This is a genomic window from Caulobacter sp. RHG1, assembly GCF_013181195.1.
Taxonomy (GTDB): Bacteria; Pseudomonadota; Alphaproteobacteria; order Caulobacterales; family Caulobacteraceae; genus Caulobacter.
Genome location: NZ_SMZP01000010.1, coordinates 123,150 through 145,039, shown reverse-complemented (window position 1 = coordinate 145,039; position 21,890 = coordinate 123,150). Strand labels below are relative to the sequence as shown.

General features: G+C 68.2%; 24 protein-coding genes. 21 read left to right on the top strand and 3 right to left on the bottom strand.

Annotation, left to right across the window (positions count from 1 at the left end; genetic code table 11):
* Positions 1 to 65: 65 nt before the first annotated feature.
* The 7 genes from E1H18_RS24235 (at position 66) to E1H18_RS24205 (ending at position 7,102) form a co-directional block, all read left to right on the top strand.
* Positions 66 to 938, top strand: coding sequence for a cytochrome c oxidase subunit 3 (locus tag E1H18_RS24235; protein ID WP_172274118.1), 873 nt, complete (start codon positions 66 to 68; stop codon positions 936 to 938).
* 69 nt (positions 939 to 1,007) lie between these two features.
* A complete protein-coding gene (locus tag E1H18_RS24230; protein ID WP_172274115.1) occupies positions 1,008 to 1,385 on the top strand; it encodes a DUF983 domain-containing protein in 378 nt (125 codons plus the stop codon).
* Positions 1,378 to 2,061, top strand: a complete 684-nt coding sequence (locus tag E1H18_RS24225) for an SURF1 family protein (protein ID WP_172274112.1) — start codon at positions 1,378 to 1,380, stop codon at positions 2,059 to 2,061. The genes E1H18_RS24230 and E1H18_RS24225 overlap by 8 nt, the downstream gene beginning before the upstream one ends.
* Positions 2,061 to 3,458 carry a threonine synthase gene (thrC, locus tag E1H18_RS24220; RefSeq protein WP_172274109.1) on the top strand — a complete coding sequence of 466 codons (1,398 nt, stop codon included), beginning with the start codon at positions 2,061 to 2,063 and terminating at the stop codon, positions 3,456 to 3,458. Before E1H18_RS24225 ends, thrC begins: the two co-directional genes overlap by 1 nt.
* Before the next feature lie 46 nt (positions 3,459 to 3,504).
* Complete coding sequence (locus tag E1H18_RS24215) at positions 3,505 to 4,776, top strand: pitrilysin family protein (protein WP_172274107.1); 1,272 nt, start codon at positions 3,505 to 3,507, stop codon at positions 4,774 to 4,776.
* A gap of 44 nt (positions 4,777 to 4,820) precedes the next feature.
* A complete protein-coding gene (locus tag E1H18_RS24210) occupies positions 4,821 to 5,399 on the top strand; it encodes a GNAT family N-acetyltransferase (protein ID WP_172274105.1) in 579 nt (192 codons plus the stop codon).
* Positions 5,400 to 5,434: 35 nt separating this feature from the next.
* Positions 5,435 to 7,102, top strand: coding sequence for a bifunctional diguanylate cyclase/phosphodiesterase (locus tag E1H18_RS24205; RefSeq protein ID WP_172274103.1), 1,668 nt, complete (start codon positions 5,435 to 5,437; stop codon positions 7,100 to 7,102).
* A 125-nt stretch (positions 7,103 to 7,227) separates the two neighbouring features.
* Here the strand turns inward: E1H18_RS24205 and E1H18_RS24200 are convergent, their stop codons facing one another.
* Positions 7,228 to 7,818, bottom strand: a complete 591-nt coding sequence (locus E1H18_RS24200; RefSeq protein ID WP_172274101.1) for a YqgE/AlgH family protein — start codon at positions 7,816 to 7,818, stop codon at positions 7,228 to 7,230.
* Positions 7,819 to 7,960: 142 nt separating this feature from the next.
* On the opposite strand from E1H18_RS24200, the gene E1H18_RS24195 reads away from it, so the two are divergent.
* A complete protein-coding gene (locus tag E1H18_RS24195; RefSeq protein WP_172274099.1) occupies positions 7,961 to 8,443 on the top strand; it encodes a peroxiredoxin in 483 nt (160 codons plus the stop codon).
* Positions 8,444 to 8,559: 116 nt separating this feature from the next.
* Here the strand turns inward: E1H18_RS24195 and E1H18_RS24190 are convergent, their stop codons facing one another.
* Positions 8,560 to 10,317 (bottom strand): acyl-CoA dehydrogenase, encoded by a 1,758-nt coding sequence (locus E1H18_RS24190; RefSeq protein WP_172274097.1) that lies wholly within the window; start codon positions 10,315 to 10,317, stop codon positions 8,560 to 8,562.
* A 185-nt stretch (positions 10,318 to 10,502) separates the two neighbouring features.
* Between E1H18_RS24190 and E1H18_RS24185 the strand changes: the two genes are divergently transcribed.
* From E1H18_RS24185 to E1H18_RS24165, 5 genes are all read left to right on the top strand, one after another.
* Positions 10,503 to 11,132 (top strand): YceI family protein, encoded by a 630-nt coding sequence (locus tag E1H18_RS24185; RefSeq protein ID WP_172274095.1) that lies wholly within the window; start codon positions 10,503 to 10,505, stop codon positions 11,130 to 11,132.
* 86 nt (positions 11,133 to 11,218) lie between these two features.
* The gene (locus E1H18_RS24180) at positions 11,219 to 12,511 is read left to right on the top strand and encodes a YceI family protein (RefSeq protein ID WP_172274093.1); all 1,293 of its coding nucleotides are present in this window, start codon (positions 11,219 to 11,221) and stop codon (positions 12,509 to 12,511) included.
* Entirely contained in the window at positions 12,442 to 13,419 is a 978-nt protein-coding gene (locus E1H18_RS24175) for an L-threonylcarbamoyladenylate synthase (protein ID WP_172274090.1), read from the top strand. The genes E1H18_RS24180 and E1H18_RS24175 overlap by 70 nt, the downstream gene beginning before the upstream one ends.
* A gap of 3 nt (positions 13,420 to 13,422) precedes the next feature.
* Positions 13,423 to 13,743, top strand: a complete 321-nt coding sequence (locus tag E1H18_RS24170; RefSeq protein ID WP_172274086.1) for a 1-deoxy-D-xylulose-5-phosphate synthase — start codon at positions 13,423 to 13,425, stop codon at positions 13,741 to 13,743.
* A gap of 32 nt (positions 13,744 to 13,775) precedes the next feature.
* On the top strand, positions 13,776 to 15,197 hold the full coding sequence (locus E1H18_RS24165) for an FAD-binding oxidoreductase (RefSeq protein WP_172274083.1): 1,422 nt from the start codon (positions 13,776 to 13,778) through the stop codon (positions 15,195 to 15,197).
* On the opposite strand, the gene E1H18_RS24160 is transcribed toward E1H18_RS24165, so the two are convergent.
* Entirely contained in the window at positions 15,172 to 15,510 is a 339-nt protein-coding gene (locus tag E1H18_RS24160; RefSeq protein ID WP_172274080.1) for a hypothetical protein, read from the bottom strand. The two genes, E1H18_RS24165 and E1H18_RS24160, sit on opposite strands and share 26 nt — an antisense overlap.
* A 121-nt stretch (positions 15,511 to 15,631) precedes the next feature.
* Here E1H18_RS24160 and E1H18_RS26555 point away from each other — a divergent pair, with 121 nt between their 5' ends.
* The 8 genes from E1H18_RS26555 (at position 15,632) to E1H18_RS24120 (ending at position 21,865) form a co-directional block, all read left to right on the top strand.
* On the top strand, positions 15,632 to 16,612 hold the full coding sequence (locus tag E1H18_RS26555; RefSeq protein WP_206679130.1) for a hypothetical protein: 981 nt from the start codon (positions 15,632 to 15,634) through the stop codon (positions 16,610 to 16,612).
* 185 nt (positions 16,613 to 16,797) lie between these two features.
* Positions 16,798 to 17,565, top strand: coding sequence for a peroxide stress protein YaaA (yaaA, locus tag E1H18_RS24150; RefSeq protein WP_172274077.1), 768 nt, complete (start codon positions 16,798 to 16,800; stop codon positions 17,563 to 17,565).
* 85 nt (positions 17,566 to 17,650) lie between these two features.
* Positions 17,651 to 18,448, top strand: coding sequence for a 3-hydroxybutyrate dehydrogenase (locus tag E1H18_RS24145; protein ID WP_172274074.1), 798 nt, complete (start codon positions 17,651 to 17,653; stop codon positions 18,446 to 18,448).
* A 12-nt stretch (positions 18,449 to 18,460) separates the two neighbouring features.
* Positions 18,461 to 19,522 carry a patatin-like phospholipase family protein gene (locus E1H18_RS24140; protein ID WP_172274071.1) on the top strand — a complete coding sequence of 354 codons (1,062 nt, stop codon included), beginning with the start codon at positions 18,461 to 18,463 and terminating at the stop codon, positions 19,520 to 19,522.
* Complete coding sequence (locus E1H18_RS24135) at positions 19,519 to 19,941, top strand: NUDIX hydrolase (RefSeq protein ID WP_172274068.1); 423 nt, start codon at positions 19,519 to 19,521, stop codon at positions 19,939 to 19,941. Before E1H18_RS24140 ends, E1H18_RS24135 begins: the two co-directional genes overlap by 4 nt.
* Positions 19,942 to 19,968: 27 nt before the next feature.
* Positions 19,969 to 20,730 (top strand): site-2 protease family protein, encoded by a 762-nt coding sequence (locus E1H18_RS24130; protein ID WP_172274065.1) that lies wholly within the window; start codon positions 19,969 to 19,971, stop codon positions 20,728 to 20,730.
* A gap of 78 nt (positions 20,731 to 20,808) precedes the next feature.
* Positions 20,809 to 21,591, top strand: a complete 783-nt coding sequence (locus tag E1H18_RS24125) for an SDR family NAD(P)-dependent oxidoreductase (RefSeq protein ID WP_172274062.1) — start codon at positions 20,809 to 20,811, stop codon at positions 21,589 to 21,591.
* A gap of 136 nt (positions 21,592 to 21,727) precedes the next feature.
* Complete coding sequence (locus tag E1H18_RS24120) at positions 21,728 to 21,865, top strand: hypothetical protein (RefSeq protein ID WP_172274059.1); 138 nt, start codon at positions 21,728 to 21,730, stop codon at positions 21,863 to 21,865.
* Positions 21,866 to 21,890 lie beyond the last annotated feature (25 nt).

Sequence of the window (21,890 nt, the reverse complement as noted above, 5' to 3'; positions counted from 1 at the left end):
ACTTAAGGACTGCGGCGTAGGGGGACCAGCGCCGTGATCAGAGGGATATAAGGGTTAGCAGCAACATGGCCGGCGCCGTTAAACACGATTATCACATCCTTCCGCCCAGCCCGTGGCCGTTCGTCGGCTCGATGGCTTCCGTCGTCATGGCCGTCGGCCTGATCGGCTGGGTCAAGGGTGGTTTCCTGGGTCTGGAAAAGGGCAACTGGGCGATCTTCGCCGCAGGCCTGGCCGGCGTCCTCTACACCATGTTCGGCTGGTGGTCGGACGTGGCCAAGGAAGCCAAGGTCGGCGACCACACCCCGGTCGTCTCGATCGGCCTGCGCTACGGCATGATCCTGTTCATCGCTTCGGAAGTGATGTTCTTCGTGGCGTGGTTCTGGATGTTCTTCGAAATGGCCCTGTTCCACGGCCATCGTGAACTCTCGACCATCGAGGAAGTCCGCACCGCCTGGGCCACCTGGCCGCCGGCCGGCGTCGAGACCGTCTCGGCCTGGCGCCTGCCGCTGGTCAACACCCTGACCCTGCTGCTCTCGGGCACGACGGTCACCTGGGCTCACCATGCTCTGCAGGTCGGCGACCGCAAGGGCGCCAAGTGGGGCCTGATCCTGACCGTGCTGCTGGGCGCGCTGTTCACCTGCATCCAGGTGGTCGAGTACGCCCACATCAACCACGAGCAGCTGTTCTACTCGGAAGCCGCCGTGAACTCGGGCCTCTATGGCTCGACCTTCTTCCTGGCGACCGGCTTCCACGGCTTCCACGTGTTCGTCGGCACGATCTTCCTGATCGTCTGCCTGATCCGCCTGATGAACGGCGCCTTCACGCCCAAGCAGCACTTCGGCTTCGAAGCGGCCGCCTGGTACTGGCACTTCGTGGACGTGGTCTGGCTGTTCCTGTTCGCGTTCATCTACGTGATCTTCGGGGCCTCGGCTCACTAAGATCCTAGGATCAGAGGGGCCCGGAACGCAGACCAGCGTTCCGGGCCTTTTTCGTTTCGGGCGTCCATAATGACCCATCCTTCTTCTTTTGCGACCAACCCCTACAGCGCCGGCGCGCGCAGCCTGTGTCCCCACTGCGGCGAGGGGCATCTGTTCGAGGGCTTCCTGAAGGTGGCCCCGGCCTGCGAAGCCTGCGGCTTTGACCTTTCCAAGTACGAGACCGGCGACGGCGCGGCGACCTTCGTGATCCTGATCGCCGGGACGATCTGCGCGTTCGGGGCGCTGTTCTCGATGTTCGCCTGGAACTGGCCGGTGTGGGCGCTGCTGGTCGTGTGGCTGCCGGCGGTGTTCGTCATCACCCTGGGCCTGATGCGCCCGGCCAAGGGACTGATGGTCGCCGCCCAGTACGCCCAGAAGGCTTCGGAAGCGGGGCGGGGCGATGTCTGAGAAGAAGCCTGGTTTCCCCTTCGGCCTGACCATCGCCGTCGCCATCTCGTTCGTGATCCTGTGCGGTCTCGGCGCCTGGCAGATGAAGCGCCTGGCCTGGAAGGAGGACCTGCTGGTCCGCCTGGAGAAGCTGAAGGCCGCGCCGGCCGTGCCGCTGGCCCCGGTGCTGGCGGCCGCCGCAAAGGGTGAAGATGTCTCCTGGACCCGCGTCGAGGCGAACTGTGCGCCGGCTTCGGCCCGCGCTGACCTGCCTCTGGTCTACGGCATCCGTGACGGCGACATCGTATGGCGCGCCCAAGCGGTCTGTCAGCTCTCCGGAGCCGTCAACAGCGCGATCCTTGTCGACCTGGGCGTCGTCGATGCGCTTACGGGTCAGCCGACGGGCGGCCAAAAGGCCTTCGCGCCGCCGGCCAAGGTGATCGGTGTGCTCGCGGCCTCCGACCAGCTTGGCGGCGACGAGCGCAAGCGGATCATCGAAACCCTGATGGGGCCCAAGCCCTCGCACCACGTGCTGATGGCAGAACAGGTCTCGCCCAAGGTCGACGGTGTCACCGTGGCGCCCTTGCCGGTAGAAATTTCCAATCGGCACCTGGAATACGCCCTGACGTGGTTCGGTCTTGCCGTAACCCTGCTGTTTATCTATGCCGCCATGCTCTGGCGGAGATTGAGACCCTGATGCGCTACGTATCGACCCGCGGCCAGGCCGCGACCATCGGCTTCCTCGATGCGGTGCTGGCCGGCCTGGCCCCCGACGGCGGCCTGTACGTGCCCTCCGAATGGCCGGCCTTCTCGGCCGCCGAGATCGCGGGCTTCGCGGGAAAGCCCTATGCCGAGGTGGCCGCCGCCGTGGTCGGCAAGTTCGTCGGCGACGACATCCCGGCCGACGACCTGCGGCACATGTGCGAGGAGGCCTACGCCACCTTCGCTCACACGGCCGTCGTGCCGGTCAAGCAACTGACCGCCAACCGCTACCTGCTTGAGCTGTTCCACGGTCCGACCCTGGCGTTCAAGGACGTGGCGATGCAGCTGCTGGGCCGGCTGTACGACTACGTGCTGGAGCGTCAGTCGCGGAAGATGACCATCATCTGCGCCACCTCGGGCGACACCGGCGGCGCGGCCGTCGAGGCGTTCCGCGGCCGCAAGAACGCTCGCATCGTCGCGCTCTTCCCGGAAGGCCGCATCAGCGAGGTGCAGCGCCGGTTCATGACCACGGCCGTCGATGGCAATGTCGCCTGCGTCTCGGTGCTGGGTTCGTTTGACGACTGCCAGCACATCGTCAAGTCGGCCTTCCAGGACGACCAGTTCCGCCACGCCGTGGACCTGTCGGGCGTCAACTCGATCAACTGGGCGCGGATCGCGGCCCAGAGCGTCTACTACTTCACCTCGGCCGTCGCCTTGGGCGCACCGAACCGTGAAGTGGCCTTCGTCGTCCCCACGGGCAATTTCGGCGACGCCTATGCGGCCTTCGTGGCCAAGAAGCTGGGCCTGCCGATCCATTCGGTGACGGCGGCGACCAACTCCAACGACATCCTGGCCCGCGCCTTCGAGACCGGCCGCTATGCGCGCGGCGCGGTGGCCGCGACCCAGAGCCCGGCCATGGACATCCAGGTCGCCTCCAACTTCGAGCGCCTCTACTTCGAAGCCGTCCGCCGGGACGGCACCGAGACCGGCCGGGCCTTCCGCGCCTTCGCCGACACCGGCCTGCTGGATATCCCGCCGGCCGCCTACGCCTGGATGTGCGAGTTGTTCCGCGGCGCGTCGGTCACCGAGGCCGACACCGCCAAGACCATGCTCTCGACCCTGAACGAGACCGGCGAGGTCATCGACCCCCACACCGCCGTCGGCCTGGCCGCGGCGGTCGGCGTCGACGTGCCTGCGTCGGTGCCGGTCGTGGTGCTGTCGACCGCCCACCCGGCCAAGTTCCCCGAAGCGGTCCAGGCCGCCACGGGCCTGCTGCCCTCGACCCCGCGCGCCACGCCGGACCTCTCCAGGAAGCCCGAGAAGTTCGAGCGGCTGCCAGCCGACGGCGCGACCATCAAGGCCTTCGTGCGGACCTTCGCGGCCAATAGCTGAGGCCGCACTGGCGTTTATGGGCGCGGCGTCCTAGATACCGCGCCACATGACCGCCTCCCTCCGCACCCTGAAGAACGGCGTCCGCGTCGTCTGTGACCCGATGCCGGGCCTTGAAACCCTGGCGCTCACTGTCGTGGCGGGGCGCGGGGCGGCCTATGAGGATACGGCGCGCTCGGGCTGGTCGCACCTCCTGGAGCACATGGTGTTCAAGGGGGCTGGGGCCCGCTCGTCGCGCGACATCGTCGAGGTCATCGAGAGCGAAGGCGGCTCGATCAACGCCGCCACCGGCTATGAGCGCACCAGCTTCCAGGTGCGGGCCCTGAAGGGCGGGCTGGATCTGGGCATGGATGTCATCGCCGACCTCGTCCTGCGGCCGACCCTGGATCCCGCCGACCTGACCCGCGAGAAGCAGGTCGTCGCCCAAGAGATCGCCGAGGCCGCCGACGCGCCCGACGACTATGTCTTCGACCTGATCCAGCGCGCCTGCTGGGGCGACCATCCTGTGGGCCGTCCGATCCTGGGCAGCGACGCCACGGTCGAGGCCGCCACCGTCGAGGCCCTGTCTGACTGGCGCGGGGCTCTCTACGCCGCAGACCGCCTGGTGGTCAGCGCCACGGGCGCCGTGAACGAAGCCGAGCTGATGGCCGCCGCTGAGCGCGCGTTCGGTGATTTGCCCGCCACGCCCGGCGCTGACGTGCCGGCTCCGGCCGCCTTTGTCGGCGGCCCGCAGGCCGAGGCCCGCAAGCTGGAACAAGCGCATCTGGTCTTCATGCTGCCGGCCTGCGGTTCGCGCGAGGACGACTATTTCGCCCTGCGGATCTTCGCCGAGTGCCTGGGTGGCGGCATGTCCTCGCGCCTGTTCCAGGAAGCCCGCGAGAAGCGCGGTCTGGCCTACAATATCGACGCCTATGCCGACACCTACGCCGACCACGGCGCGTTGGGCGTCTATGCCGGCTGCGCGGCCGGCGATGCGGTGGAGACGGCCAAGGTCTGCGCCGGCGAGATCCTGAAGCTGGCCGAGCGCATCGAGCCCGCCGAACTGGCCCGCGCCAAGGCCCAGCTGAAGGCCCACATGTTCATGGCCCGTGAGCAGCCTCTGTCGCGCGCCGAGCAGGGCGCGGGGCAGGTGCTGCTGTTCGATCGTCTTTATCCGCCGACCGAGCTGGCCGCCGAGGTCGACGCCGTCACCCCCGCCGACGTCGCCCGCCTGGCCGCGCGTCTCCTGTCGGGCCGTCGCGCCGCCACCGCCGTGCTCGGCGCCAAGTCGTCCCTGAAGGCGGGCGAGGCGTTCGACAAGGCGTTGTTCTCCGCATCCTGACGGTGGAAGGTGGCGACCGTGATTGATCCTGAAGCTCGCCCCAAGTGTCCGTTTTGCTGCCGTTTCTGAAAGCCCGCCCTCGCCAGCAACTGACCGGGCGTGGGGTCTATCTGCGTCCGCCGCGGCCGCAGGACCATCGGCCCTGGGCGACCCTGCGCGCCCGATCGCGCGACTTCCTCGAGCCCTGGGAACCGACCTGGCCTGAAAACGATCTCAGCCGGGGCGCCTTTCGGGCTCGTCTGGCGGCCTATGCCCGCGAGATCGAGATGGGCGACGCCTATCCGTTCTTCATTTTCCGTCGGGAAGACGACGCCCTGATCGGCGCCGTGCGTCTTTTCCACGTGCGACGTGGTGTCGCCCAGACTGGGACGATCGGCTACTGGATCGGCCAGCCGTTCACGCGCCAAGGCCACATGGCCGACGCCGTCGAGACGCTGATCCGCTTTTCCTTCCAGGGTTTGGGGCTCCACCGCCTGGAGGCGGCCTGCATGCCCGAGAACGACGCCTCGGCCAGCCTGTTGATGAAATGTGGCTTCCGCGAGGAAGGATACGCGCCCGCTTATTTGAAAATTAACGGCGGTTGGCGAGATCATCGTCTGTTCGGCATGGTTGCGCCCGATTAGGCGCTGGGGCCCATGCCCGGACTTTTGGGACGCGTATGTCTTTTCGGACGGGTGAGCGACGGATCTGGGACACCACGGCCACGCTGGAAGCGTTGGGCGGGGCCGACGTCGCGCTGTGGATCTGGGAACCTGAAGCCGACCGGCTGCGCCTGAACGGCGCGGCGCGGGCGCTGGGTCTTGGCCCGCTGGCCCCCGAGTGCTCGTCCGCCGCCTTCCGGGCCCTGGCCCTGCCGCAGGACCGCGCCCAGGCCGAAGAAGTTCTGAAGGTCCGGGAGCCCGGCTCCGAGGTCGTCGCCCGCTTCCGCGTGCGTGGCGGCGAGACCTGCCTGTGGCGTGGCGTATGGCTGGAGGAGGGCGTGCGCGCCGCCGGCGTCGTCGCTCCCGAAACGAAATTCGCCGCCTCGGAGCGCTGCGAGCTGACGGGTCTTCTCGATCGTCGCAGCTTCATCGCCCGTGCCCGCGAGCGTCTGTCGCGCGACGGCGTCCATGAGCTGGTCGTCGCCGACCTGGATCGCCTGCGCCGCCTGAACGAGGCTCTTGGCCACGAGCGCGCCGACCTGGTGTTGGCCGCCTTGGGATCGCGTCTGGTCGCGGCCTTCCCGAGCGACACTCTGATGGGACGCGTCGGCGAGGACGAGTTCGCCGTCCTGTGCTCGCCTCAGGGCTATGCGCCGGCCGAGATGCTGCGCGCCGCGCTGGAGCAACCGCTGCGCATCGCCGGCTTCGACATCCACCCGACCCTCTCGATCGGCGCGGTTTCGGCCGAAGGGGGGCTCGACGCGCCTGACGCCGCCGAGCTGATCCGTCGCGCCGAACTGGCCGTCGAGGCCGCCGCCGCCGCTGGCCGGGGCGGAGCCGCCGCCTATGGTCGCGCCATGGAGACCGACGGCCTGTCGCGTCTGGCCCTGGAAGCCGACCTGCGCGGGGCCATCGGCCGTGGCGAGATCGTTCCCTATTTCCAGCCCGTGGTGCGCCTGTCGACCGGCGCGCTGTCCGGCTTCGAGGCCCTGGCCCGCTGGATCCATCCGCGCCGGGGCATGCTGCCGCCCGACGAGTTCCTGCCGCTGATCGAAGAGATGGGGCTGATGAGCGAGCTGGGCGCGCACATGATGCACTCGGCCGCCAAACAGCTGGCGGCCTGGCGTGACGCGCATCCGGCGATGGGTAGCCTGACCGTCAGCGTCAACCTGTCGACCGGCGAGATCGACCGCCCAGGCCTAGTGGCCGACGTGGCCGAGACCCTGCGCATCAACCGTCTGCCGCGCGGCGCCCTGAAGCTGGAAGTCACCGAGAGCGACATCATGCGCGACCCCGAGCGGGCCGCGGTGATCCTCAAGACCCTGCGCGAAGCCGGCGCCGGCCTGGCCCTGGACGACTTCGGCACCGGCTTCTCGTCGCTGTCGTATCTGACGCGCCTGCCGTTCGACACGCTGAAGATCGACCGCTACTTCGTCCGCACCATGGGCGGCAACGCCGGCTCGGCCAAGATCGTCCGCTCGGTCGTCAAGCTGGGCCAGGACCTGGACCTGGAAGTCGTCGCCGAAGGCGTCGAGAACGCCGAGATGGCCCATGCGCTGCAATCGCTGGGCTGCGACTACGGCCAGGGCTTCGGCTATGCGCCGGCCCTGTCGCCGCAGGAGGCCGAGGTGTACTTGAACGAGGCCTATGTGGACGGCGCCGCGCCGGTGAAGGCGCGGGGCTAGGCGGCTAGCTCAGCAGGCCCCCACCTGACCTGCTTCGCAGGTCGTCCGCCCCCCGGAGGGGGCAGACGCAGACCCCTCTTCCCCATTTGGGGGAGGAGCGCCGAAGGCGCGGAGGGGGCAAGCGCTTAAGCCCGCCCCGCCGTCGCCGACAGGTGATCCGCCGTAATCCCAAGCTTCGCCAACGCCCGGGTCCACTTGTGCTCGTGGTCCTCGTCGAACAGCAGGCCCTCGTCGGCGTCGCAGATCAGCCAGATGTTGTCGCGCAGCTCCTGCTCCAGCTGCCCCGGACCCCAGCCGGCATAGCCCAGGGCCAGCACCGCCTTGCGCGGGCGGTGGATGGCGCTGGCCATGGCGTCCAGCACGTCGCGGGTGGCGGTCAGGCCCACGCCGTCGGCCACCGGCAGGGTCGAGTCCGGCGAGTTGAAGTCGTCGGTGTGCAGGACAAAGCCACGCTCGCGCTCGATCGGCCCGCCCAGCAGCACCAGGTCGCTGGGGGCCTGGATCTCGGACTTCACGCCCAGGCGGTCCAGCAGCTCGAACACCGACAGGCCGTCGATCGGGCGGTTGACCGCCACACCCATGGCCTGCTCCTCGTCATGGGCGCACAGATAGAGCACCGTGCGCTCGAAGCGCTCGTCGTCGATGCCGGGCATCGCGACCAGCAGCCGGCCGGTCAGGAAATCGGTGTCTTCGTCATCTTCGATCAGGCTGGCCATGGACTGAGGATTGGCCTTCCAGGCTTCGGTTTCAAGGTCGGATCAAGGAAACCTTACGGCCCCGCCGCTTGTTCCTTGGCGTTCAGGCGCGCGAGGTCTATCTCGGGTGCGCGATCTTTTCGAACACAAGGAATTGGGACGGATGACCATCAAGGTTGGCGACACGCTGCCTGCAGCGACTTTCATGACCAGCACGGCCGAAGGCCCGGCGCCGATCACCGGCGACGACCTGTTCAAGGGCAAGACCGTCGCCCTGTTCGCCGTGCCGGGGGCCTTCACGCCCACCTGCTCGGCCAAGCACCTGCCGGGCTTCAAGGAGAAGGCCGCCGAACTGAAGGCCAAGGGCGTCGATACGATCGCCTGCGTCTCGGTCAACGACGTCTTCGTGATGAAGGCCTGGGGCAAGGACCAGGGCATCGACGGCGAAGTGCTGCTGCTGGCTGACGGCAACGGCGACTTCACCCGCACCATCGGCCTGGACTTCGACGGTTCGAAGTTCGGCATGGGCGGCCGCTCGCAGCGCTACTCGCTGATCGCCAAGGACGGCGTGGTGACCCAGCTGCACGTCGAGGAAGCCGGCCAGTTCAAGGTCTCGTCGGCCGAGTACCTGCTGGAGCAGCTTTAAGTCTCTGCGTCCTTCGAGGCCCGCTACGCGGACGCCTCAGGATGAGGAATTTAGGAAGTCCCTCATCCTGAGGTGCGAGCCGTAGGCGAGCCTCGAAGGACGCACGATCTTTCCGACTACGCCCCCAGCACTTCCGGCGTCATCGCCTCCAGGTCGGCCGCGCCGAGCATCACGCCCGCGGCAGCGCCCGGGACCTGCGCCAGCACAGACTCCGCGAACACCCGCGCCAACGCCCGCTTGCTCTCGGCCCAGGCCGTATCGGCCTCGCCGTCGGCCGCGAGAGCGCCCTTGGCCAGCATCCAGCCGCCCACGACATCGCCCAGCAGCTTCTGATAGGCCGTGGCTCCCGACAGGGCGTCGGGCATCGACTTCGTGCGGCGTTCGATCAGCCAGGCGGTGGCCGAGGCCGCCGCGTCCAGGGCCGCTTCCAGGCGCAGGCCGACGGCCTTGAGATCGCCGGCGACCAGCACTTCGATCGTGTCGCGGATGTCGTCCATCAGGTCGCCGACCGCCTGGCCTTCGCCCAGCATCAGCTTGCGGCCGACCAGGTCGATGGCCTGGATGCCGTTGGTGCCTTCGTAAATCGGCGCGATGCGGGCGTCGCGATAGTGCTGGGCCGCGCCGGTCTCCTCGATGAAGCCCATGCCGCCGTGGATTTGCACGCCCTGCGAGGCCACCTGCACGCCGATGTCGGTCGACCAGGCCTTGGCGATCGGGGTCAGCAGCTCCTCGCGCAGCTTGGCAGCGGTGCGGACGGTCTCGTCGGTGGCGGCGCGGGCCAGGTCGGCGGCGACGGCGGTCGACAGGCAGATGCCGCGGGCAGCCTCGATATGGGCCTTCATCAGGACGAGGGTGCGGCGCACGTCCGGATGGTCGAACAGCCGGGCCGGATAGGCCCCGGTCCAGGCCGAGCGACCCTGGCTGCGCTCCTGGCTGAAGGCGAGCGCCTGCTGATAGGCGCGCTCGGCGATGGCGACGCCCTGCGTGCCGACCTGCAGGCGCGCGGCGTTCATCATCGTGAACATGTTGGGCAGGCCCGCGCCCAGGCCGCCGACCAGCTCGGCCTTGGCGCCCTCGAACAGCATGACGCAGGTGGGCGAGCCGTGGATGCCCAGCTTGTGCTCCAGGCCGCCGACACGGACGCCGTTGGCTTCACCCAGCTTGCCGTCCGCGTCGACCAGCACCTTCGGCGCCAGGAACAGCGAGATGCCCTTCACGCCGGGAGGCGCGTCGGGCGTGCGGGCCAGCACCAGGTGGACGATGTTGTCGGCCGCGTCGTGGTCGCCCCAGGTGATGAAGATCTTCTGGCCGGTGATCTTCCAGCCGCCATTCCCATCGGGCGTGGCCACCGTGGTCAGGGCCGCGAGGTCCGAGCCCGCCTGGGGCTCGGTCAGGTTCATGGTGCCGGTCCACTCGCCCGAGACCAGCTTGGGCAGGTAGGTCGCTTTCTGGCTGTCGGTGCCGTGATGTTCCAGCGCCTCGATCGCGCCTAGGCTCAGCATCGGGCACAGGCCAAACGCCATGTTGGCGGCCTGGACCATTTCTAGCACCGCGACCTCCAGCGTCTTGGGCAGGCCCTGGCCGCCGTGCTCGGCCGGCGCGGCCAGGCTGGCCCAGCCGCCTCGCGCGAACTGCTGATAGGCGTCGGCGAAGCCGGGCGCGCAGCGAACCACGCCGTTCTCCAGCTTGGCGCCGACCAGGTCGCCGCCGCGATTCAGCGGGGCCAGCACGTCGGCGGCGAAGGCGCCGGCCGCTTCGATCACCGCCGTCACCGTGTCCGCATCGGCCTCTGGAAACGCATCTGCCAGCCGGTCGAAGCCGGCGGCATGACGTAGCGAGAAGGCGAGGTCGCGAACGGGGGCGCGGTAGGTCATCGACGGCAGACTCCGGGTGATCGACGATCTGTTTAGGCAGGCTGACGCTACGTCGCCAAGCCGGCCCGAACTTTATGCCTCGGATCACGCCCTCGTGATCGCCGGTCCCTTCCATCGCATGGCTAAGTTCCTAAGTCGGGGAAACCGTAACTGGTCCTGTTTTAATTTGCCTGGAGCAAATCCCGATGTTTCGTCCTTTCGCCTCCGCTGCTCTCGCCGTCGTCCTCTTCGCGGCCCCCGCCGCGATGGCCGCGCCGGGCGTGACCTCGACCAAGCCCGCTGATCTGCCGGCCGGCCACTATGTGCTGGACAAGACCCACGCCTCGGTCGTCGCCAAGCTCAGCCACATGGGCTTCTCGAACTACCAGTTCCGCTTCACCAAGGTCGACGCCCACTTCGACTATGATCCGAAGAACCCGACCGCCGCCAAGCTGTCGGTGACCATCGATCCGGCCTCGGTCGACACCTCGACCGGTCCTGACGCCTTCGGGATCAAGTTCAACCAGGAACTGGCCGGCGACGGCTGGCTGGAAGCCAACAAGTTCCCGACCGCCACCTTCGTCTCGACCAAGATCGAGCCGGGCGCGGGCCAGAAGGGCAAGGTCCATGGCGACCTGACCCTGCATGGCGTCACCAAGCCGGTGGTGCTGGACGTGACCTTCAACGGCGTCGGCTCGGGCATGGGTCCGGGCGTCAAGACCGGCTTCTCGGCTGTCACGACGATCAAGCGCACCGAGTTCGGCGTCAGCAAGTACGCCCCGCTGGTTGGCGACGACGTGACGCTGAACATCGAAGTCGAGTTCGACAAGAAGTAAGGCAGAGCACGTAGGCGAAAGTGTAAGCGGTTTCGCCGCTCGACGTGCTCGAAGCGTAAAGACCTATAACGACCTGGGAGATACGGATGGCCGACACCCGTACGCGTTACACGACGGTGGCGATCGTTGTTCACTGGCTGATCGCCGCGGCTCTTATCTTCCAGGTCATCCTGGGCTGGCGCATGGGGGATGGTCCGAAGGGGCCGTCCACCTTCGCGATGGTCCAGCTGCACAAGTCCATCGGAATCACCATCCTGCTGCTCAGCCTGTTCCGGCTGGGCTGGAAGCTGACCCACAGGTCGCCGCCCGCGCCCGAGGGCCAGCCGAAGTGGGAGAAGATCGCCTCGCAGGTGGTGCATGTCGGCTTCTACGTGATCATGATCGGCCTGCCGCTTACGGGCTGGATCATGGTCTCGGCCAGCCGCACGCCGATCCCCACCCTGCTCTACGGGACGATCCCGTGGCCGCACCTGCCGCTGATCCCCGAGCTGGCCGCCGGCGCCAAGCAGGCCTGGCGCGAGTTCGGCGACCTGGGCCACGGCGTGCTGGTCAAGACCACCTACCTGCTGCTGGCCCTGCACCTGGGCGCGGTGGCCAAGCACCAGATCCTCGACAAGGACGAAGTGCTGGGTCACATGGCCCCCGGCGCCAAGCCCGGCTGGAAAGAGCCCCGCGCCTGGCTGGCTGCGGCTGGCCTCGTCGCGGTGATCGCCGCCGGCTATCTCTACACCCCCGCCGTCAAGGCCAAGCCAGTCGCGCCCGCGCCGATCGAGGAGCCCATCGAGCCCGAGGCCCCGGCCGTCGTGACGCCCGTCGCCCCGACCGCCGAGACACCGGCCGCTACGGAAACGACCGCGCCCGTCGAGGAATCGCCGCTGAAGGACCCCGTCGCCTGGACCGTCCAGAAGGGTGGCGTGCTGGCCTTCACCGCCGACTGGTCGGGCAGCGCCATCGAGGGGCGCTTCACCCGCTGGACCGCCGATATCCTGTTCTCGCCCGAAGCCCTGGACCGCTCGAAGCTGACCGTCAGCATCGACATGGCCTCGGCCGCGACCGGCGACGACCAGCGCGACCAGAGCCTGCCCAGCGGTGACTTCTTCGACACCGCCGCCCATCCCAAGGCGACCTTCGCCGCGACCAAGTTCCGCAAGACCGGCGAGGGCAAGTACGTCGCCGACGGGACCCTGGACCTGCGCGGGGCCAAAAAGCCGCTCAGCCTGCCGTTCAGCCTGAAGATCGACGGCGACACGGCCACCGCGCGGGGTGTAACCAGCCTCGACCGGACCGCGTTCGGAGTTGGACAGGGCGAATGGGCGTCGACGGATCAAATCGCAGCCAAGGTGCAGGTGAGCTTCTCGCTGACCGCCAAGAAGAAGTAGCGGCCGCCGCCCGCGCCCTGCGCGCGGGCGGGCTCGTCCTGCTGCCGACCGAGACCGTCTATGGCCTGGGCGCCGACGCCTCGAACCCGGCGGCTGTGGCGGCGATCTTCGAGGCCAAGGGCCGGCCGCGCTTCAACCCGCTGATCGCCCACGTCGCCGACTTGGAAACCGCTGCGAGCATCGCCGACTTCGACGACCGCGCCTGGGCGCTGGCCAAGGAATTCTGGCCGGGCCCGCTGACCATCGTCGCGCCGATCAAGGACACGACAGCCGTCTGTGACCTGGCCCGCGCGGGTCTGGACACCGTGGCGATCCGCGTGCCGGGCCATCCCGTTTCGCATGCCGTGCTGGACGCGTTCGGCGGTGCGGTCGTGGCGCCCTCGGCCAACCGCTCGGGCCGGCCCAGCCCGACCACCTTCGCCGACGCCGTCGCCGAGACTGGCGACAAGGCCGCCGCCGCCCTGGATGGCGGTCCCTGCGCCGTCGGCCTGGAATCGACCGTCGTCTCGGTGCTGGAGGGCCAGGTGCGTCTCTTACGTCCCGGCGCGGTCACCCGCGTGCAACTGCAGCAGATCGTCGGCCCGCTGGCCGAGGCCGAGGATGACGCCAAGCGCTCGCCCGGCCGCCTGGCCTTGCACTACGCCCCCGACGCCCCGGTGCGGATCAACGCCAAGACCCCCGCCGCCGGCGAGGCGTTCCTGGCCTTCGGTCCCTGGCCGGGCGGGGCGGGCGTGTTCAATCTCAGCCCAACGGCTTCGCTGGGCGAAGCGGCGGCCAATCTCTTCTCGTTCCTGCGCGCCGCCGATCGGACGCAGCCCACGGCGATCGCCGTGGCGGCCATCCCCGAAGAGGGCCTGGGCGAAGCGATCAATGACCGGCTGCGTCGCGCCGCCGGCTTCGTAGGATAGTCGATGAAATCCCGGATCATGTATGTCGAGGACAAGTCCAAGGGCATCAACGGCCCCGCGCGGATCGGGCGGGTGAACTCGTCCAAGAGCGGCGAGACCCTGCACTATGCCGGCCAGTCGTTCAGGGCGCTGCGCCACTCGGGCCTGAAGGCCAATTTCGAGTGCAGCGTCACCGGCAAGCCGTACTGGATCGCCCGGGCCCGCAAGGATGGCGCAGACCGGCTCTACAAGGGCGCGGGCGAGCCGGCGGTGATCGACGAGGACGTGCGCGAGGAATACTGGCGCGACATCCGCGGTCTGCCCGACCCGGCCCTCAAAGACTGACATCGACCCTGCCAGAAGCGTATCGTTCGCCCATGACCAAGCCCGTTCCCCCCAAAGACTTGGAGAGCGTCGTCTCCCGCCTGAAGGCCGTGCTCGGCGAGGGCGGGTGGAGCCAGGATCCCGACGTCCTGGCGCCGCATCTGGTGGAATGGCGCGGTCGCTGGAGGGGCGAGACGCCGCTGCTGGTCACGCCGCGCACGACCGCCGACGTCGCCGCCGTGGTCGGGATCTGCGCCGCCGAAGGCGTGGCGATCACCCCCCAGGGCGGCAATACCGGCCTGGTCGCCGGCCAGATCCCGCATGGCGAGATCCTGCTGTCGACCAAGAAGCTGACCGCCGTCCGCGACGTCGATCCTCTCGATGACGTGATGGTGCTGGAAGCCGGCGTCACCCTCTATGAGGCTCACCAGCAGGCCGCCAAGGTCGGCCGCCGCTTTACCGTGGGTGTGGCCTCGGAAGGCTCCTGCACGATCGGCGGACTGATCTCGACCAACGCCGGCGGCACGGCCGTCCTGCGCTATGGCATGATGCGCGAGCAGGTGCTGGGGATCGAGGCCGTCCTGCCCAATGGCGAGATCTGGAATGGCCTGAAACGCCTGCGCAAGGACAACACGGGCTACGACCTCAAGCAGCTGCTGATCGGGGCTGAAGGCACGCTGGGAATCGTCACCGCCGCCTCGTTGAAGCTGCACGCGCCGCTGGCCTCCCGAGCCGTGGCCATCGTGGGCCTGGCCTCGCCAGCCGACGCTATCCAGCTGCTCGCCAGGGCAAAAGACGAGACCGGCGGCGCGGTCGAGGCCTTCGAGCTAATGGGCCGGCTGGGCTTTGCCCTGACCCTCCGCAACGTACCGGGCCTGCGCGAGCCGTTGGCCAGCGAGCATCCCTGGTACGTGCTGATCGAGATCGCCAGCGGCGAGCCGGGCGCGGCCGAGGCGGCGCTGGAACGCCTGTTGGCAGGGGCGTTCGAACGCGGCCTGATCGCCGACGCGGCCGTCGCCCAGACCGAGAGCCAGATGAAGGATTTCTGGCACATCCGCGAAGGCCACTCGGCCGGCCAGAAGCCTGAGGGCGCGGTGTGGAAGCACGACGTCTCGGTGCCGGTCTCCAAGATCCCCGACTTCGTCGCCCAGGCCGACGCGGCGGTCACCACGGCCTTCCCGGGAACCCGCATCGTCGCCTTCGGCCATGTCGGCGACGGCAATGTCCACTACGACGTTCTCAAGCCCGACGGCGGCGACGATGGCGCCCATGACGCGGCCCGCGAGGCTGGCGCCAAGATCGTCCACGACATCACCGCCACCTTCCAAGGCTCGATCAGCGCCGAGCACGGCCTGGGGGCGATGAAGACGGGCGAGGCTCTGACCTACAAGGATCCGATCGAGGTCGCGGCGTTGCGGGCCATCCGTGGTGCGCTGGACCCGCAGCGGATCATGAACCCGCGGATTCTGTTCTAGCGGCCTGGATTTTCAGCGCCCGCTTCTTGCGCGCGCGCATGGTCTGCAGGGCCAGCACCGCGAAGGCCCCGGCGGGGACGGTGGCCTTCAGGAAGTCCGGCTGCGAGCCCGGGCCCAGCAGGTTGATGGCCAGCGGCACGAAGCCCCAGCGGCCGGTCGAGATCTGCATCCAGAACGCGCCGACGCCGACGAAGCACAGCACCGCCCACAGCACGCGATATTTCAGGGTCTTGTCGCGGGCGACCAGGATCAGCGCGACGATCATCGGCAGAGGCCAGGTCAGGGCGGCCATCAGGCCCATAGTGTAGGTCATCGCCGCTGCATAGCCTCCCTGGCGGCGGCCGAGAAGCGCCGACCTTCACCGTTGTTCAACCTCTGAATGCGCGTATGGGCGCGGGCAATCGAGGCTCGTCGGTGACGAGCGGGGGAAGACGATGAAACTTGGTCTGGCTGCGTCGGTGTCGGCGTGCGTCATGCTTGGCGCCTGTGCGTCGGTGACGCGGGGAACCACGGACGCCTGGGAAGTCAGCAGCGATCCGATCGGCGCCAAGGTCGAAACCACCCACGGCCACCAGTGTCCGGCCACGCCGTGTTCCATCCGCATGAGCCGAAAGAGCGAGTTCGTCGCGACGGTGACCAAGCCTGGCTACAAGCCGGCGACCGTCACCGTGACCCACAAGACCGCCAAGGCCGGCGCGGCCGGCATGGCGGGCAATGTCCTGATCGGCGGACTGATCGGGATTGCGATCGACTCCACGACCGGCGCCACCCAGGACCTGACCCCCAATCCCGCCTTCCTCAAGCTGGAGCCCGCGTCGATCTACGACGCCCCGTCCGTGGCTGCGCCCTGGGCCGCCGCGCCGCCCGCCCCAGAACCGCCGCCAGAGCCGGAACCGCCGTTGCCTCCGCCTCCGGTTTCGCGGCCGCTTCCTCCGCCTCCGCCCCTTTCGCCCAGCGATGCAGAGCCTTTGCGCTTGGCTGGCGGGCCGCCGCCGGCCGCGCCGGAGCTGCCGCGCGTCCATGCCGGCAATGTCATCAAGGGCTCGGCCTTCCTGCGGGCCGGAAACGGCCAACAGCGCACCTGCGCCGGCCGTCCGGTACGACTGTTTCCCGTCAACGAAACCACCCAAGCCTTTGTCGCCTGGACCTTCGGCTCACCGGCGGGTGGTTTCAGCCGTCGCACCGGCTGGGAGCCGCAGCCGTTCGACCATGACGTTCAGTTCGCGACCTGTGACGCTCAAGGCGTCTTCGTCTTCGACCGGGCGCCCGACGGCGACTATTACGTCGCGGCCGTCGTCAGCATCGAGACGCCGGCCGGCGGCTCGGTGTCGTACTTGGTGCAGGAGGGCGGGACCTTGGCGACGCGCGTGTCAGTGAGCGGCGGGGCTGTCCAGTCAGTCACCCTGACCCGCTAAGGGTTTCGAAGAGCCGCGCAGGCAAGGGGCAGGCAGCAATCAACGCCAATTCTCCGGACGTCCTCCGGCGCGCCGCGTCCCTTTCGTCCAACTTCAGCGCCCAGCCGCGTGAAGCGGCGGCTCCGTGCGCCATTCCGTAGTGACCCCGCTAGCGAAGCTCCCTCGAAGCCTCTATCTCCCGGCCCATGTTGATGGTCATCTCGCCTGCCAAGTCGCTGGACTTCACCGCCCCCAAGACGGTGCTGCCCCTCACCACGCCCGAGCTGAAACCGCAGATCGGCGAGCTGGCCAAGGTCACCCGCAAGCTGACCGCGCCCGATCTCAAGCGCCTGATGCATATCTCCGACGCCCTGGCCAAGCTGAACCGCGAGCGGTTTCAGGCCTTCGACGCCGAGCTGGAAGACGGCCTGCAGGCGGTGATCGCCTTCAACGGCGACGTCTATGGCGGCTTGGCCGCCCGCGAGCTGGACCGTCCGGCCCTGGAATGGGCGCAGGACCACCTGCGGATCCTGTCGGGCCTGTATGGCGTGCTGCGCCCGTTTGACGCCTTGCAGCCCTATCGCCTGGAGATGGGCACGCGCCTGAAGACCAAGCGCGGCGGCAATCTCTACGACTTCTGGGGCGAGACGATCTCCAAGACCCTGAACGCCGCCGCCGAGGGCCACGCCGACCCGACGCTGGTGAACCTGGCCAGCCAGGAATATTTCGGCGCCGTCGACGCCAAGGCCCTGAAACTGCCGGTGGTGACCTGCCACTTCAAGGAAGAGAAGGGCAACGAGCTGCGCGTGCTGGGCTTCTTCGCCAAGAAGGCCCGCGGCCGCATGGCGCGCTACGTGATCGATAACCGCATCGACCGCGCCGAAGGCCTGAAGGGCTTCGATCTGGATGGCTATGGCTTCCGGGCGGACCTGTCGACCGACGCCGACTGGGTTTTCGCTCGCCTGCAGCCCTGAATTCATCTAGTGGTGAATTTATAAGGGCTCGCTCATCGCAAGGGCGAGCTATATGCTGCGCTGCAGCAATATAGGGAGCGCTCGCATGGCCGTCGATTTCGGTTTGCAGGGTCAGGTCGCCATCGTCACCGGCTCGACCAGCGGCATCGGCCACGCCTTGGCCGACGCGCTCGCCGCCCAGGGCGTCAACATCGTCATGAACGGCCTGGGCGAGATGAACGCCATCGAGCGGGCCCGGGCCGAGATGGCCGAGCGCCACGGCGTCGAGGTGCTCTACAACAGCGCCGACATGACCAAGCCGGCCCAGATCGCCGACATGGTGCTGCAGGCCAAGGCCGAGTTCGGCGAGCTGGACATTCTGGTGAACAACGCCGGCGTCCAGCACGTGGCCCCGATCGAGGACTTCCCCGACGACAAGTGGGACCTGATCATCGCCATCAATCTCTCGTCGGCCTTCCACGCCACCAAGGCGGCGGTGCCGATCATGAAGGAGCAGGGGCGCGGGCGGATCGTCAACATCGCCTCGGCCCACGCCCTGATCGCCTCGCCCTACAAGGCCGCCTATGTCGCCGCCAAGCACGGCATCATGGGTCTGACCAAGACCGTCGCCCTCGAAGTCGCCCAGAACGGCATCACCTGCAACGCCATCTGCCCGGGCTTTGTGAAGACTCCGCTGGTCGAGGCTCAGATCGCCGACCAGGCCAAGGCCCGCGGCATCTCGGAAGAAGCCGTGATGAAGGACGTGATCCTGGCCAGCCAGCCGACCAAGCAGTTCGTCACCTTCGAGCAGCTGGGCGGCATGCTGCTGTATCTCGTCTCGGACGCCGGGGCCTCGGCCAATGGCGCGGCCTTCCAGGTCGACGGCGGCTGGGTGGCGCAATAGCGGGGTAGGCCGATGCCGATCCCGCCCTTCACCAGGAAGAAGTCCTCGGGCCGAAACCTGAGCCTCGCCTTGCAGGGCGGCGGCGCCCATGGGGCGTTTGAGTGGGGGATCCTGGATCGCCTGCTCGAGGAAGAAGACCTGGAGATCCGGGCGGTGACCGCCGCCTCGGCCGGGGCGATGAACGCCGTCTGCCTGGCCCAGGGCCTGATCGACGACGGCAAGGCCGGGGCCAAGGCCAAGCTGGACGCCTTCTGGCGGCAGGTGAACCGCCAGGGCGGCCGCAACGTCTTCGGCGACACCTCCATCTGGACCAATGCGTTTTCGGGCGGCGTCGACTGGTTCAAGAACCTGCCGGGCTGGCGGATGGCCGAGACCCTGGCCCTGTCGTTCAGCCCCTACGAGTTCAATCCGTTCAACCTGAACCCGCTGCACGACGCCCTGGAGGGCGAGGTCAACTTCGACCAGCTGCGCGAGAACAGCCCGATCAAGCTGTACATCGCCGCCACCGCGGTGCGGACCAGCAAGTCCGTCATCTTCCGCGAGACCGAGCTGACCGTACGCCACATCATGGCCAGCGCCTGCCTGCCGCAGGTGTTCCAGGCCGTGGAGATCGACGGCGAGCCCTACTGGGACGGGGGCTTCCTGGCCAATCCGCCGCTGTGGCCGCTGTTCTACGACGACACCCCCGACGACATCCTGATCGTCAGCCTCAATCCGTTCGTCCGCGAGGAGACGCCCAAGACGCCGGGCGAGATCATGGACCGGCTGAACGAGATCACCTTCAACGCCTCGCTGGCGTCGGAACTGCGGGCCATCGGCTTCGTGCAGAAGCTGCTGGACGAGGGCCTGTTGAAGGACAACGCCCGGGGCCGCTATCGCCGGATGCTGGTCCACGCCATCACCGCCGACAAGCCGCTGGCGGACCTTTCGATGTCGAGCAAGTTCAACACCGAGTGGAGCTTCCTCTCGGACCTGAAGGAACGCGGGCGAACGGCGGCCGAGCAGTGGCTGGCCGACTGCGGGACCTGCATCGGCGTGAAGTCGAGCGTCGATCTGAAGGTGGGCTTCCCATGAGCAACCCCGTCCCCTGCGTTGGCGTCGTCTGCCTGCGCGGTGACGAGGTGCTGCTGATCCGCCGGGGCACGCCGCCGCGCCTGGGGCAGTGGAGCTTGCCCGGGGGGCGGCTGGAATGGGGTGAGACTCTGGAGGTCGCCGCCCTGCGCGAGCTGAAGGAAGAGACCGGCGTCGACGCCGAATTGACCGGCCTGCTGGACGTGGTCGATGGCGTATTTCCGGCCCGGCCCGGTGGCGAGATCACCCGCCACTACGTGCTGATCGACTACGCCGCCCGCTGGACCGGCGGCGAGCCGGTGGCCGGCGACGACGCGGCCGAGGCGCGGTTCGTCTCCCGTGACGAGGCCATGGCGATGGTCGAATGGGACGAGACGCGGCGGATGATCGACGCGACCTATGAACGGTTCGGCTTGCGCTGACGCCCCAGCTAGCCGAAATCCGCAGTCATGACCGTCCTTGAAGCCCGCGCCCCCAGGGCCCCGCTGTCGCCCAACGCCCTGATCCTGATTGCCGCCTGCGTGGGTCTGGGTTGGGCCGTGGCCGCCCAGCTGCCGCCGGTGGGGCCGATCACCTTCGCCTTCGTCGCCGCGACCTGGATTCTGTCGGTCGGCGTCCACGAGTTCGGCCACGCCTTCGCCGCCTGGAAGGCCGGGGACCACACGATCGTCGAGAAGGGCTATCTGACCCTCGATCCGCTGAAATATTCCGACCTCGTCACCACGATCGTCATCCCGCTGCTGGCCCTGGCGATGGGTGGGATCGGTTTTCCGGGCGGGGCGGTGTATCTGCGCGAGGACCTGATGCGCTCGAAAGCCTGGCGGTCGCTGGCCTCGCTAGCCGGACCGCTGGGGACGCTGGCCGTGCTGCTGGTGCTGGCCGTGACCCTGCCGTTCGTCGCCTCGCCGGACCTGCGCAACGCCCTCAGCCTGCTGGCGATGCTGCAGGGTAGCGCGCTGGTGCTGAACCTGCTGCCGATCCCCGGCCTGGACGGCTACGGCGTCCTGCGGCCGTTCCTGCCCGACGGCGTTCGGGCGGGGATGTTGAAGATCGAGCGGATCGGCTTCCTGATCCTGTTTGGCCTGATCTTCTTCGTGCCCGGCGCCAGCCGGCCGATCTTCGGCGCGGCTCTGTCGATCACTGACCTGCTGGGCGTCCCACGCTCGGCGATCGCCGCGGGCTGGGACGCCTTCCACTTCTGGGGGGCTTGATCCGAACCTCTTGACTGGCGTCGCGTCAGCCCTCCTTCTTCAAACAAACGTTTCGAGAAGAATGAGGGAGGTTTCGCCATGGCCTACGCGCCGTTCAACCTGTCGGGCAAGGTCGCCCTCGTCACCGGCGGCAATCGGGGCATCGGCTTCGGCATGGCTCAGGCCATGGCCCAAGCCGGCGCCGACATCGTCATCTGGGGCTCCAACGCCGAACGTAACCTGGCCGCCGAGCAGCAACTGACCGGCCTGGGCGTCCGGGTGAAGGCGCAGACCGTCGACGTCTCCGACGAGGCCCAGGTCCGCGAGGGCATGGAAGAGGCCGTGGCCGCCATGGGCCGGGTCGACAGCGTGTTCGCCAATGCCGGCGTCGGCTTCGGCTCGCCGTCGTTCGTCGACATGACCACCGAGACCTATCGCAAGACCCTGGCCGTGAACCTGGACGGCGTCTTCTTCACCCTGCGCGAGGCTTGCCGTCACATGGTCGAGCGGGCCAAGGCCGGCGACGCCGGGGGTTCGCTGGTCGGGGTGGCTTCACTGGCCGCCATCGAAGGCGCGGCCCGCAACGAGGCCTATGCCGCCACCAAGGGCGCGGTGATCTCCATGATCAAGTCGGTCGCTGTCGAGCACGCCCGCTATGGCGTGCGCGCCAACGCCATCCTGCCCGGCTGGATCGCTACCGATATGACGGCCGGGGCCCAGGCCAATTCGGCCTTCTCGGAAAAGGTCATCCCCCGCGTGCCCGCCCGTCGCTGGGGCGAGCCCGAGGACTTCGGCGGCATGGCCGTCTATCTGGCCTCGGACGCCTCCAGCTATCACTCGGGGACCACTCTGGTGATCGATGGCGGATACTCGATCTTCTAGAGGTGCGTATCTTGGACTCTGCGGTCCAGGAAAAGCTTATGAAAAACAGCCTCTTGCGGAACGTAGCATCTGGTGAGAAGCTTTCCTCACGGCAGCCTGGACATCAGATCCGGGCGCCGATGAGGAAACAACACCGATGACGCCTCAAGACGTTGTCAGCCTGGCGCCGCCGCGCGGCTTCCTGATGCTGGTCGCCATGATCATCACGGCCATGGCCAGTTGCTTCTGGACGTCGGAAACCGACGTCGAGACCGAGCTCGCCAAGCACCGCTAACCTCGCGGCATACTTGCCGCGCCGG